Annotated in this window: 12 protein-coding genes and 1 pseudogene; 3 read left to right on the plus strand and 10 right to left on the minus strand. The window is 67.1% G+C overall.

Annotation, left to right across the window (positions count from 1 at the left end; genetic code table 11):
- The first annotated feature begins 2 nt into the window (after positions 1-2).
- Entirely contained in the window at positions 3-2,159 is a 2,157-nt protein-coding gene (locus tag ABOD76_RS15895; protein ID WP_350242938.1) for a GGDEF domain-containing protein, read from the plus strand.
- A 14-nt stretch (positions 2,160-2,173) separates the two neighbouring features.
- On the opposite strand, the gene ABOD76_RS15900 is transcribed toward ABOD76_RS15895, so the two are convergent.
- The 9 genes and pseudogenes from ABOD76_RS15900 to ABOD76_RS15940 all read right to left on the minus strand — a co-directional run bounded on the left by ABOD76_RS15900 (position 2,174) and on the right by ABOD76_RS15940 (position 9,346).
- On the minus strand, positions 2,174-2,953 hold the full coding sequence (locus tag ABOD76_RS15900; RefSeq protein ID WP_350242939.1) for an ABC transporter ATP-binding protein: 780 nt from the start codon (positions 2,951-2,953) through the stop codon (positions 2,174-2,176).
- A complete protein-coding gene (locus ABOD76_RS15905) occupies positions 2,950-3,213 on the minus strand; it encodes an ABC transporter permease (protein ID WP_350245290.1) in 264 nt (87 codons plus the stop codon). The genes ABOD76_RS15900 and ABOD76_RS15905 overlap by 4 nt, the downstream gene beginning before the upstream one ends.
- 76 nt (positions 3,214-3,289) lie before the next feature.
- A pseudogene (locus tag ABOD76_RS15910) lies at positions 3,290-3,772 on the minus strand (ABC transporter permease); the annotation flags it as partial.
- Positions 3,769-4,755 (minus strand): aliphatic sulfonate ABC transporter substrate-binding protein, encoded by a 987-nt coding sequence (locus ABOD76_RS15915; RefSeq protein ID WP_350242940.1) that lies wholly within the window; start codon positions 4,753-4,755, stop codon positions 3,769-3,771. The gene ABOD76_RS15915 and the pseudogene ABOD76_RS15910, both read right to left, overlap by 4 nt.
- Before the next feature lie 114 nt (positions 4,756-4,869).
- A complete protein-coding gene (sat, locus tag ABOD76_RS15920; protein ID WP_350242941.1) occupies positions 4,870-6,021 on the minus strand; it encodes a sulfate adenylyltransferase in 1,152 nt (383 codons plus the stop codon).
- Positions 6,022-6,087: 66 nt separating this feature from the next.
- Positions 6,088-6,786, minus strand: coding sequence for a phosphoadenylyl-sulfate reductase (locus tag ABOD76_RS15925; RefSeq protein ID WP_380129690.1), 699 nt, complete (start codon positions 6,784-6,786; stop codon positions 6,088-6,090).
- Positions 6,767-7,315: an adenylyl-sulfate kinase gene (cysC, locus tag ABOD76_RS15930; protein WP_350242942.1), complete on the minus strand. Its 549-nt coding sequence runs from the start codon at positions 7,313-7,315 to the stop codon at positions 6,767-6,769. The genes ABOD76_RS15925 and cysC overlap by 20 nt, the downstream gene beginning before the upstream one ends.
- Positions 7,312-8,883 carry a nitrite/sulfite reductase gene (locus tag ABOD76_RS15935; RefSeq protein WP_350242943.1) on the minus strand — a complete coding sequence of 524 codons (1,572 nt, stop codon included), beginning with the start codon at positions 8,881-8,883 and terminating at the stop codon, positions 7,312-7,314. The genes cysC and ABOD76_RS15935 overlap by 4 nt, the downstream gene beginning before the upstream one ends.
- Before the next feature lie 43 nt (positions 8,884-8,926).
- Positions 8,927-9,346 (minus strand): DUF4395 domain-containing protein, encoded by a 420-nt coding sequence (locus ABOD76_RS15940; protein WP_350242944.1) that lies wholly within the window; start codon positions 9,344-9,346, stop codon positions 8,927-8,929.
- Positions 9,347-9,758: 412 nt separating this feature from the next.
- Between ABOD76_RS15940 and ABOD76_RS15945 the strand changes: the two genes are divergently transcribed.
- Together ABOD76_RS15945 and ABOD76_RS15950 are read left to right on the plus strand one after the other, a co-directional pair.
- Positions 9,759-10,676 (plus strand): Ig-like domain-containing protein, encoded by a 918-nt coding sequence (locus tag ABOD76_RS15945; protein ID WP_350242945.1) that lies wholly within the window; start codon positions 9,759-9,761, stop codon positions 10,674-10,676.
- 304 nt (positions 10,677-10,980) lie between these two features.
- On the plus strand, positions 10,981-11,871 hold the full coding sequence (locus tag ABOD76_RS15950; RefSeq protein ID WP_350242946.1) for an Ig-like domain-containing protein: 891 nt from the start codon (positions 10,981-10,983) through the stop codon (positions 11,869-11,871).
- Between the two features lie 53 nt (positions 11,872-11,924).
- On the opposite strand, the gene ABOD76_RS15955 is transcribed toward ABOD76_RS15950, so the two are convergent.
- Entirely contained in the window at positions 11,925-12,392 is a 468-nt protein-coding gene (locus ABOD76_RS15955) for an Rrf2 family transcriptional regulator (protein ID WP_350242947.1), read from the minus strand.

Below are 12,392 nucleotides of genomic sequence, written 5' to 3' on the forward strand. Positions count from 1 at the left end.
ACTTGTTGTCACTCAGCGTGCTGCTTCCTCTGGCGTATGGTCTGCTTCTGGTGATCGTGCTGGCCTTCGCGGCCGGGTTGTTGCTGCAGCCGGACATGCCCAGCCAGCGCCTGAAGGTGCCGCTGCTGCTGGCCGGCGCCGTCAGCACGCTGCTGCTGATGCTGACGCCGTGGGTGCCGCTGCCGGGCGTGCTGATTGACCTGCGCCTGCTGCCGCCGCTGCTGTTGCTGCTGACCTTCGGGCCGCGCTTTTCCCTGCCGGTGCTGGCCTGCGCCGTGCTGGCGCGCCTGATCGTCGGCGGCGCCGGGGTGGTGCCGGAACTGTTGAGCGGAGCGTTCAGCTGGCTGGTGGCGGCGGGCCTGTGGCGAGGGCGCCGCACCCTGCAGCTGGCGTGGTGGGAACCGCTGGTGGTGTTCGGCGCGATGGCGCTGCCGTATGGCCTGATCTCGGCCGACCTGCTGCGCGAGCTGCTGCTGGTGCTGCCCCTGAGCCACGCCCTGGGGCTGGGCGTGGCTGCGGGGGTGTTGCACTCGCGCGCCCAGCTGGTGCGCCTGACCCGCTCGTATCAGGCGCTGGCGCACACCGATCCGCTCACCGGGCTGCTCAACCGGCGTCAATTTCAGCGCGATCTGGAACACCTGCAGCCGCACGATCACCTGATCCTGCTGGACATCGACCACTTCAAGCAGGTCAACGACCGCTACGGCCATGACACCGGCGACCGGGCCATTCAGGCGGTCGGGGCGGTCCTGGAAGCCACGCTGCCACACCGGGGCCGCGCCTACCGCATCGGCGGCGAGGAATTCGCGGTGGTGCTGCCGGGCCGTCCGGACGCGGCGCTGGCCCTGGCGCAGCGCATCTGGCAGGGGGTGCGCCTGACCGTCGTGGTGAGCGGCACCGACGAACATCAGCCTCCGTCGTTGACGTGTTCGCTGGGAGTGGCGCAGGCCGGACAGCGCGGCATCGGGGCCAGCGTGTTCCGCCGGGCCGACTCGGCGCTGTACGCGGCCAAACGCGGTGGCCGGGACCAGATCGTGGTGGCGAGCGCGACGCAGGCTCCGGCACCGTCGCCCAGCGCGCATACCACGCACATCATGATGCCCGACGAGCAGGCTGGGCAGCATACGCTCTGGGCCACCCTGCTCTCGACGCTGGACGATCTGGGCCGCGACGCGGGCCAGATCGAGGGCGAGTGGGACGACCTGCTGAGCTCGGCCGTGATGGCGGTGCCGGGGGCCGAGGCGGGCAGCCTGCTGCTGCTGGAAGATCAGGAGTTCGTGATCCGGGCGCAGCACAACTTCGACGACCGGCTGCTGGGCCAGCGGCTGAGTGTGGCGCAGCAGCGCGCCTGGTATGGCCCCAACCTCAGCGGATATCTGGCGGGCCTGCCCCGGCTGCGCACCGAGCCGCAGCAGCCGGAAGGCAGCCGGATGGTGACGCTGGGCGAAGCGTATGGATTGAGGCGCATTGAGGTCAACCTGTGCGTGCCGGTGGTGGTGGGGCGGGAGGTGGTGGCGCTGCTGAACCTCGACAACTTCTCCAAGGAGAGCGCCTTTGCCCCCGAATCACTCAGCCAGGCGAGCGCCTTTGCGCGCAAGATCGCGGCGCTGCTCCAGGGACGCGAACGCCGTCAGCGCGAGCAGCGGCATCAGCAGGAACTGCAGGCACTGCTCGCGTTGGCGGAAGCTTGGAGCCACGGCCATAGCGTGGAGCAGGTGGCGCGTGCCCTGTGCGAGGCGTTGCTGGTGACGCTCAACGCACATTCGGTGGTGCTGCTCGCCCCGCAGGACGACGCGCTGATGTCGGTCATCTCGCTGGGTCAGGTGCCGATGCCGCAGCACTGCCGGGTGTCGGTCGGCGAGGGGCTGACGGCCCAGACGCTTGGGAGCGGGCAGCCGCAGCGCTACCTCAACGTCCGGTTCACCGGGCAGCGCTACGAGCAGCTGACCTCAGGCGGAGAGGCGGCCCTGATGCTGCCGCTGGACAGCCTGGACGCGTCGCCGGCGCTGGTGGTGGTCCGCCGCCCGGGCGACCGTCCGTTTCAGCTGAGCGAGGAACTGCTCGGCTGGCGGATGATGCAGATGCTGGCCGCGCAGCTGGATCGGCTGGAGCCACTGCCGCGCCGGGTAGATCACCTCACGGCCGAGCTGCTGGCCTGAGGCGCGAAGGGCCTTCAGACCAGTGCTTCGCCGTCCAGAACGGCTCTCAGCGTCTCAATGCTGAGTTCTTCTGCGAGCTGGTCAAGCGCCACCGCGCCGGCCCGCAGCGCCACCACCCGCTGGCCCAGCGAGAGGGCCTCGTCCAGGTTGTGCGTCACGAACAGCACCGTGCTGCCCTGGCGCTGCCACAGTGTCAGCAGCTCCTGGCCCAGGGTGGCGCGGGTGTTCACGTCCAGGGCGCTGAACGGTTCGTCCAGCAGTAGCAGCCGGGGGCGCAGGGCCAGCGCGCGGGCCAGTGAGACCCTCTGGCGCTGCCCACCTGACAGCTCGTGAACCCGGCGGTCGGCGTATCCGTCCAGCCCCACCATCTCCAGGGCCGCCCGCGCTCGCTGCTGGCGCTCGGCGCGCGGCATGCGGCGCGACTCCAGCCCGAACATCACGTTGCCCAGCACCGTGCGCCACGGAAACAGGGCGTGCTCCTGCTGCACCAGCGTCAGCGCCTGATCCGGCCCGCGCAGCACCTGCTGATCCAGCAGGATCTGCCCGGCCTGAGGCTTCAGGAAGCCCGACAGCAGCGAAAGCAGGGTGCTCTTGCCGCTGCCGCTGGGCCCCACCACACACACGAACTCGCCGGCGGCCACACTCAGCTGCAGCGGCCCCACCCCGGCCGGCGCCTGGGTCCGGCTGGCGCCGTAGCGGTACGTCACGTCCTGCAGCGCCAGCGTGGCGCCCTGGCTGCTCATGGTGCGCTCCGTGCTGCGCCGCTCATTGCTGACTTCTACCACACGGGTCATGACTGCACCTCCAGGCCGTGGTCACGGCGGACGCGGGCCTCCAGCGCGCGGATCAACTGATCGAACAGCCCGCCCACCACCCCCACGATCAGAATGGTAGAGATGACCAGCGCGGCGTTGGCGGTGTTGCGTCCAATTTCCAGCAGCTGGCCCAGGCCCGGGTTGGTGGTCAGCAGTTCCGCTCCGATCAGGGCGCGCCACGAGAAGCTCCAGGCGGTTCTCAGGCCGCCCACCAGCGATGGCAGGCTGGCCGGGAACATCACCCGACGTCACCAGCCCCAGGCCGGACGCGCCCAGGGTGCGCCCGGCCACCCGCAGGGCCGGCGGCACGTTGCCGAGCGCGCCCGACACCGCCAGCGCCACCGGAATGAAGCCCTCCAGAATCACCACCGCCAGCACCGCGCGCTCGTTCAGGCCCAGGAACACGATGGCCAGCGGCACGAAGGCGATGGACGGAATGCTCTGAAGCGCCGTCAGGTAGCTGCCCACCGTGTCGCGCAGAATCCGCCACGACGCCAGCGCCAGGCCAGCCAGCGTTCCGAGCGCCACGGCAATCAGGTAGCCGACGGCGACCCGCCGCAGCGAGTTGAGCACCGCCGTCAGCAGCTTGCCGTCGGGCGACTTGCCGAACAGGCCGTACTGGATCTCACTCCAGACGGCCTTCGGTCCCGGCATCACGTAGCTGGGCCACACCTGACGCACGTCGGTCAGGAACCACCACAGCAGCAACAGCAGCAGCAGCCCGCCCAGCTGCAGGGCCAGGGCCCGCACGCGCCGGCCAGCGCCGCCCGGATGGGGGCTGACGCTGGCTGACGTCATTTGCCGCCTGTCTGCAGCGATTTCAACACGCTGAGGTTCACAACCTTGCTCAGATCCGGCACCTCACGGGTGTAGCCTGCTTCCTTGTTCAGGTCGGCGTACTCGCGCAGTGCGTCCTGGTTGAGGTCGGCGGAGATCTGGGTGCGCGACAGTGCGCGCTGCAGCACCAGCGGGGCCACCTTCTGTCCGGTCAGCTTCTCCAGCTGCCGGCTGATGGCCTGCTGGGCCGCCGGTGGGTTCTTCTTGATGAAGGCGACGGCGCTCAGGTGGGCCTTCAGGAAGGCCTTCACCAGTTCCGGGTTGGCGGCCGCGAACTTGGTATTCACGATCACCACGGCGGTCGGGTAGTCGCCGTTCCGCCAGATGGCCTTCTCGTCCAGCACCAGCTTATTGCCCTGCTGCTGCAGCTGCGCCCCCCACGGTTCCGGCACCAGCGCTGCGTCGATCTGACGGCTGGAGAAGGCGGCGGCCACATCGGCAGGTGCCACCGGCACGATGGTGACGGTGCCGCCGTCCGTCTGCGCCTTGAGACCCTGCTCCTTGAGGATGTGCCGCAGGCTGATGTCCTGGGTGTTGCCGAGCGACGGCACCGCCACCCGCTTGCCGGCCAGATCCTTGAAGCTGGCAATGCTCACGTCCTTGCGGGCGATCAGCACCGCGCCGGCATTCGAGGCGCCCGCGATGATCTGGACCGGCAGGCCACGCGCGGCGGCGTTGATGGCCGGTCCTGGCCCGATGTACCCGATGTCGATCTGCCCGGCAGCGAAGGCTTCTGACAGCTGGGTGCCCGACACGAAGTCGCGTGTCTGCAGCGTGACCTTCCCGAAAGCCTTCTGGAAGTCGCCCCGGTCCAGCGCCACCAGCGCGGGGGCGTGGGTCAGGTTGGGAAAGTAGCCGATGCGGATGGTGGTGGCCTGCTGCGCCTGGGTCAGGCCCAGGCTGAGCAGCACGGCGGCGGTCAGGAGGTGTGTGCGATTGGTCATGGGAGCCTCAGGGGTGGGGCAACAGCAAGGCAGGATGTAGCAGGATGCCTTAAATGTTGGGGGGTGCAGGGGACGCTTGGTCTTCAGACAGCTGAAGGCCGCTTCAAGAAACGTTCAGCGGCGATAGCCCTCGCGCAGCACCTCAGCCACCTCGGGCCGGGTGAACTCGGCGGGCAGCGCCTCGCCGGCCCGCAGCAGCTCGCGCACCTTGGTGCCGCTCAGCACCAGGTGGTGCGAGCCGTCGTGCGGGCAGGTGCGGGGGCTGACCAGCTGCCCGCAGGTCTTGCAGTAGAAGGTGTGCTCGAACTTCAGGATCTGGATGCCCAGTTCCTGCGCCGTGAAGTGCGAGAAGATCTCCTGCGCCTCGTAGGTGCCGTAGTAGCTGCCCACCCCGGCGTGGTCGCGGCCCACGATGAAGTGGGTGGCGCCGTAGTTGCGCCTGGACAGCGCGTGCAGGATGGCCTCTCGCGGACCGGCGTAGCGCATGGCCGCCGGGTACACGCTCAGCAGGGTGCGCTCACGCGGGTAGTAGCGCTCCAGCAGCACCTCGTAGGCCTTCACGCGCACGTCGGCCGGCACGTCGTCGCCCTTGGTGGTGCCCACCAGCGGGTGCAGCAGCAGGCCGTCCACCAGCTCCAGCGCCACCTTCTGCAGGTACTCGTGGGCGCGGTGGATCGGGTTGCGGGTCTGGAAGGCCACGGTGCTGCGCCAGCCGCGCGCCTCGATCACCTCGCGCACCTCGGCGGGCGTGCGGTGGTGCGCCGGGAAGTTGCCCCGGGGCACCTGATACAGCGTGATGGCGCCGGCCACGTACACCTCGCCGGAGCTGTACAGCGCGGCCACGCCCGGGTGCGCCACGTCCTCGGTCCGGTACACTTCGCGGGCTTCCCAGCGCTTGTCCGGGGTGTAGGTCTCGCTGACCTCGATGAAGCCGACCGGCTCACCCTGCCGGGTCAGGGCCACCACACCGCGCGCCTTGGCCGCTTCCTCGCTGCTGACCGCCAGCGTGATGGGAATGCTCCAGGGGGTGCCGTCGGCGAGGCGCATGCGCTCGACCACCGAGCGGTAGTCGGCCTCACCCAGGAAGCCGGTCAGTGGGGAATACGCGCCGCTGGCGAGCATCTCCAGGTCGGCGTAGCTGCGGTCGCTGAGTTCCAGGGCGGGCCGGCCCTGCAGTTCGCCCGGCTGGGCGCTGCGGACCCGGTTGACCAGGGTGCCGCCGAGAGGGGTGGGGAGCGTCAGGGGATGATGGGTCAGGATGGTCATTCGGGATCCTCTCGAGGAAAGCTTCAATTGATGGTTCAGGTCAACTAATCCGGCAAAAAAAATGTGTTAGAGCCGCTGCTCGCCGGCCCACAGGCCACATTCGGTCTTGCCCTGCCCGGCCCAGCGGCCGGCACGGGCATCCTCTCCCGGCCGCACCGCACGGGTACAGGGCCAGCAGCCGATGCTCAGGAAACCGTCGAAGTACAGCGGGTTGACCGGCAGATCATGGGCGGTGGCGTAGACCTCCAGCTGCTCGCGGGTCCAGTAGGCCAGCGGATTGATCTTGCGCCGGGCGCCGTCTTCCACGAAGGGGATGTCCGCGCGGGTGCTGGCCTGATCTCGGCTGCGGGCGTTCAGCAGAGCCGAAGGGTTGCGGCTCTTCAGGTGGCGCTGCAGCGGCTCCACCTTGCGCGCCGCGCAGCAGGCGTCCGGGTTGGTGGCGTACAGGCCGTCCGGGGTCTGGCCGTCGTCAGGGCTGGCCCCGGCGTTCAGCGTCACGAAGTTCAGCTGCGGGTAGCGCTCCGCGAGGCGGTCACGGGTGGCGAGCGTCTCCGGGAAGTGATAGCCGGTATCCACAAACAGCACGTCGCCGGTGTAGCCGGCCCGCGCCGCGAGGTCCAGCAGCACCACGCCGTTCAGGTTGAAGGCGCTCGGCATCACCAGATCCGGGTGCGCCTGCAGGGCCCAGCCGATCACCTCCAGCGGATCGGTGTCCGGCCCGAAGGCCGGCACCGACGCGCTCACCTCAGGCGTAAGCAGCGTCACGGCCCACCTCCGAGGTGGCGAGCGCCAGCACCTGCTCCAGGCAGGCCTCGATGCTCTGCTGGTCGGTGCGCAGGTGCAGGGCGGGGGAGAGCGGGGCCTCGTAGGGGTCCGAGACGCCGGTGAAATGCGGAATCTCACCGGCCAGGGCGCGCAGGTACAGACCCTTCACGTCGCGCTCCGTGACCACCGAGAGCGGCGCGTCCACGAAGATCTCCGAGGCGTTCGGCAGCTCACTCAGCACCGCGTCACGGGTGTCGCGGTACGGAGAGATGGCGCTCACCAGCACCGTCACCCCGTGGCGGGCCAGCAGCCCAGCCACGAAGGCGATGCGCCGCACGTTGGTGTCGCGGTCGGCCTTGGAGAAGCCCAGGCCCTTGCTCAGGTTTTCGCGCACGGCGTCGCCGTCCAGCAGCTCCACCCGTTCACCACGCCGCTCCAGCTCCCGGTAGAGGGCGCTCGCCAGGGTGCTCTTGCCGGCGCCTGACAGGCCGGTGAACCACAGCACCCGGCCTTCCGCAGCCCGGCTCACACGCCCACCGGCTGCTTGTCGGGGTTCAGGACGGCGTCCGGCAGGAAGCGTTCGGCGCCGACGCGGTCGGCGAACTGCACGAAGGTCTCGTCCGGCAGGCCCTGGGTTTCGTAGTCGCGCAGCACCGAGGCGGTGTAGCGGTCCAGGTCCTTGGCCAGCACCACGCCCTTGAGCTTGGTGCCCAGGCGCTGCGCCGCACCGATGCCGCCCGCCAGATGCACCTGGTAGGCTTCCTCTTCCACGCCCTCGGCGTTCTTGCGCAGCGAGCCCATGAAGCCCAGGTCCGCCACCTGATAGCGGGTGCAGGCGTTGCTGCAGCCGGTCAGATTGATGGTGACGGGCAGCTGCGGCAGGGCCAGTCCACCGGCCTCCAGGTGATCGATCAGGTTGGCGGTGCGCTCCTTGGTTTCCGTCAGCGCCAATCGGCAGAACTGCGTGCCGGTGCAGGCGATGGTGGTGCCGCGCATGCCGGTGTCGGGCGCGAGGTCCAGCGCCTGCAGCTCCAGGCTCAGCGCCTCCGGCTGCTGCACGTTCGGAATCAGGATGTTCTGGAAGGGGGTGTTGCGCAGCTCGCCGCTGCCGTAGCGGTCGGCGAGGTCGGCCAGGGCGCGGGCCTTGTCCGGGTTGATGCGCCCTACCGTGGTGGCCACCACCACGTAATAGCCGCCACCCTTCTGCGGGTGCACGCCCAGCACGTCGTTGCCGCCGAAGCGAGCCACCGGCGCCTGCGGCCCGTCGGTGAGCGGGCGCTTCAGGTACTCGGTCTCCACGATCTGACGGAAGCCGGCCGCGCCCAGATCCTTGATCAGGTACTTCAGGCGGCTCTTCTTGCGGTTCTGACGGTAGCCGTGGTCGCGGTAGGCGCCGGCGATGGCCATGGCCACCTCCACCACCTCTTCCGGGCGCACGAACACGCCCAGGCGCTCGGCCAGGTGCGCGACCGCACCCAGACCGCCGCCCACCCACACGTCGAAGCCGACTTCGCCGTTCACCTCATGGGCCAGGAAGCCGATGTCGTTGATCAGGTGAATGCCTTCCAGCTCCGGCGATCCGGTGATGCTGATTTTGAACTTGCGCGGCAGGTCGCCAAAGTCCGGGTTGCCGCTCAGCTCACGGTCCAGCTGGTGCGCCAGCGGCGCCACGTCCAGCACTTCGCGGGCGTCCAGGCCGGCCAGCGGGCTGGCGATCACAGCACGCACGGTGTCGCCGCAGGCGCCGCGCGTGTGCAGCCTGATCTGCTCCAGGCGGCTGAAGATGGTAGGCACGTCGCGGATGGTCAGCCAGTGAAACTGGAAGGCCTGCCGGTCCGAGACGTCCAGCGTGCCGCGCGCGTAATCGTCGCTGATGCTGGCGATCTCGCGCAGAGCGTCACTGCTGTAGGTGGCGCCGGGTACCTTGACGCGCATCATCAGGAAGCCGTCCTCCTGGGGGCGCTGCGGGTACACGCCGTACCACTTGAGCATATCGATCCACTCCGGGTCGATGACGCCCTCGCGCGCGTACACGTGAATATCGTCAATGATGTCAAACGGCGGCTTCTCTTTTTTCAGGCGTTCGATGTCGCTCATGGAATCTCCGGGTTGGGGCGGTGAAGGGCTCACCGGGAATGGTTCAGTGGGTCAGACGGTACTGCAGCAGGCGCCACTGGAAATACAGCAGGCAGCCGACACAGATGCGGGTGGTGAGGTTGAGCAGGGCCAGTATAATGACCAGCAGCCCCAGGCCGGCGCTCAGCAGGGGCAGACCCGCCAGCCCGCTCAGGGCACTGAGCAGCAGCACGCTGCCGCCAATCCCCTGGGCGAATTGGTGCGCCTGAGGCGCCTCGTCCACTACCTGAGGCCGCAGCCCCAACACCGGACCAAGCGCGCGGTAGGCGGCTTTGAGAGGACTGTGGACGGGCCAGGCGGCACCGATCAGCATCGCCAGACCCAGCAGTCCGCTCAACCAGGGCATGCGCAGCGCCAGGGCCAGGGCCGTAAGCGTCACCACGCTGATCTGGTTGAATTTGAGGGCGCTCAGATCCGTCTTCATGCCGTTCCTCCAATACCTGACAAGAAAGGTACCTCATCTAGCTGACAAATTCCATCAACTTGTCTGTGCTTCTGTAAGGATGCCGGTGCGGTCGCTACCTTGACTGCACCTTTAATGTCCAGCGACCGTAGCGGGGGACACTCAACGTGTCCGAAAAATAAAAACACCTTCTCATCAGCCGTCTTTGGGCTTCTGCGACAGTGCAGGACAGGTTCCAATTGCGGCTTTGGCGGTCAGGAATTCCCCCGTCGGGGGGTATAGGCTCACGGTCCTCATCGCCCGTCGCAACGAATCTTTTACGGTGGGCGCGCGAGGATAATCCCGTCAACCGAAACACGAAGGTCACCACTCACGTTCGGTTCGTCATGCTCACACGTCGCTCTCTCATTTCTGGAAAGGTTGAGGTTTCCCCATGACTATCTCCCGTACCGTGCGTTTTGCTGTTCCCGCTGCTGCTGCACTCTCGATGGTCCTGATGTCCTGCGGAGGCGGCACGACTGTGCCTACTGCCACCGTCACCAGCGTGACCGTCACCGCCCCTGCCGCAAGCATCGCAGTCGGTGAGACCACTCAGGCCACCGCCACCGTTGTTGGCACCGGCACGCCGGCCCAGACCGTCACCTGGAGCTCGAACAACGATGCAGTTGCCACGGTCAGCGACACCGGCTTAATCACCGGCGTGTCGGCCGGCACCGCCACCATCACCGCCACCTCGAAAGTGGATACCAAGCAGAGCGGCACGTTTGACGTGACCGTGACTGCCGGGAACACTGGCGGCGGCCCCTTCACCCCGGTGAAGATCAGCTTCCGTCCGGCTACTGCCGCCGTGACCACCAGCCCCACAACTCCGCTGCCTGCCGGCTACGTCGCCAACACAGGCGCGGCCTTCGACGGCACGTCCGGTTGGGTCAAGGAAACCGACCTGCCCGCCATGACGCCGCTGAGCCTGGTGAACAACACCCGCGACAACCTCAACCGGTACGGCCTGAACAATGCTGCCGATCAGCGCTTCAACACGCAGATCAACATGCAGTGCGGGGGCTGCACCGTGGGAAGCCCGGAGAAGCAGTCGGCTGCGTTTGAATACAAGGTGCCTAACGGCAAGTACAACGTGACTGTGGGTGTGGGCGATCTCAAGAACGTCGACAGTGTTGATGTCATCAACGTTGAAGGTACGCAGGTTGTGAAGTTCACCCCGAGCACGACGGCTGGCAACTTCAAGGCGTCGGCGGTTGTGGCGGTGACCGTCACCGACAATTTCCTGACGATCGATGCCAAGGGTGGCACCAACACCAAGCTGAACTTCCTGACCATCGACGCCGTTCAGTAAAACAGCACACCATAGGGCCCCACTGGAAACAGTGGGGCCCTATCTTGCGGCTTACTGAAATTTTACTTGAACGGAAACAGGCCTCTGCGTAGCGCTCGGATTCTAGCCACTCTCCTTATTGCCTCCTAATGCGTAATTTCCCCGCAACGAAATATTTACGCTCCCTCATGCATCCTAAATTCGTCATCACCGGATGTACATCTCACCCATAAGTTGTTCCCCACGTTCGCCTTCTGCCCCTCGGAAAGGTCCAGGTCTTCCCATGTCCAACCATCCTGTTGCCCGTCTTCTCCTTCCCTCGACCTTGATTGCCTGCCTCTCGTTGGGCCTGATGGCCTGCGGAAACACGCCCACGCCTACTAATGTGGTGGCGGTGCAGAGCGTGGACATTACCCTGGAGGGCAACGTGGTGGTGCTGGGCGGCACCCTGAAGGCTAATGCCCGCGTGAACGGAGTGGCGGGCGGCCAGCAGCCCGCGCAGACGGTGCTGTGGAGCAGCAGCGACGACAACATCGCTTCGGTGAACAGCAATGGCCTGATCACTGCTCATGCCGTCGGTACCGTGACCATTACGGCCACCTCGACGGTCCCCGGCTACACCAGCAAGTCGGCGCAGGCGACCGTGACGGTCAGTGCGGTGGCCCCCACTGTGTTCCGCTTCAGCTTCCGGCCCGCTACCTCGAACGACATTACGCCGCCCGGGTACACCCCGGAGAACGGTCTGGCCTACAGCGCCGCTCGTGGTTACGGCTGGGTCACGGAAGCCACCGCTCGCACCCCCACCCCCACCCCGCTGGACATCTCGGTGAACGCCCGCAACCGTCGCGGCAATCCCGGCGTGGCGGTCGGGCTAGAGGAGCGTCAGTACGCCCTCATTCACCTGCAGTGCGCCAGCATCTGCCGTGATCCGAAGGTGTCGGCCAGCGCCGCCTGGGAGTACAAGGTGCCGAACGGCAATTACACCGTGACGGTGGGTGTCGGCGACGCCGATACCAGCACCTTCACCTCCGGACCTAGCGAGCATGTGATCAACGTGGAAGGCAAGGCGCTGATCAACAAGTTCGTGCCGTCCAAGGAGAACCTGTTCCGCGAGGCGACCACTACCGTCGAGGTCTCGGACGGCCTGCTGACCATCGATGCGGTGGGCGGCACCAACACCAAGATCAACTACGTGATCATCTCCGTTGTGAAGTAAGGCGGCACATAGAGGCGGGCGTCCCGGATCTGGGACGTCCGCCTCTCTGCGTGCTAGACGTTGGGCCGCAGGAGATGTTCCAGGCAGTGGTGATAGCTGACGCCCGCCTGGGCATCCTGCACCAGATCATTCACGCTGAACTCCTGAAGCACCGCGAGCATCGCGTCGCGCATCCGTACGTACACCGTGTTGCGGGCGTGACAGCGTTCTTCCTCAGCACAGTGCTCACGCCAGTTGAGCGAGATACAGCTGAGCGGCGCTACCGGCCCGTCCACCGCGCGCACCACCTCGCACAGGCTGATCAGCTGAGGTTTGCGGGCCAGCGCGTAGCCGCCCCCGATGCCCTTCTTGCTGCGAATCACGCCCTTGGCGCTCAGGGCCGCCAGGATCCGGACCAGGTAGGGCCGGGCGATGCCGGTGTGTTCGCTGATGTCATCGCTGGAGATCCAGCGGGCCGCGTCCTGCGTTCCCAGGTATCCCAGCGCCTGGAAGGCATAGATGTCCGTGGTGGAGAGGCGCAT

The organism is Deinococcus sonorensis KR-87, assembly GCF_040256395.1.
Lineage (GTDB): Bacteria > Deinococcota > Deinococci > Deinococcales > Deinococcaceae > Deinococcus > Deinococcus sonorensis.

Bases quoted from the DNA above. Each gene is read 5' to 3' on its own strand.
- ABOD76_RS15900 (WP_350242939.1), bottom strand. From the start codon at position 2,953: ATGACCCGTGTGGTAGAAGTCAGCAATGAGCGGCGCAGCACGGAGCGC.
- ABOD76_RS15905 (WP_350245290.1), bottom strand. From the start codon at position 3,213: ATGTTCCCGGCCAGCCTGCCATCGCTGGTGGGCGGCCTGAGAACCGCC.
- ABOD76_RS15915 (WP_350242940.1), bottom strand. From the start codon at position 4,755: ATGACCAATCGCACACACCTCCTGACCGCCGCCGTGCTGCTCAGCCTG.
- sat (WP_350242941.1), bottom strand. From the start codon at position 6,021: ATGACCATCCTGACCCATCATCCCCTGACGCTCCCCACCCCTCTCGGC.
- ABOD76_RS15935 (WP_350242943.1), bottom strand. From the start codon at position 8,883: ATGAGCGACATCGAACGCCTGAAAAAAGAGAAGCCGCCGTTTGACATC.
- ABOD76_RS15940 (WP_350242944.1), bottom strand. From the start codon at position 9,346: ATGAAGACGGATCTGAGCGCCCTCAAATTCAACCAGATCAGCGTGGTG.
- ABOD76_RS15945 (WP_350242945.1), top strand. From the start codon at position 9,759: ATGACTATCTCCCGTACCGTGCGTTTTGCTGTTCCCGCTGCTGCTGCA.
- ABOD76_RS15955 (WP_350242947.1), bottom strand. From the start codon at position 12,392: ATGCGCCTCTCCACCACGGACATCTATGCCTTCCAGGCGCTGGGATAC.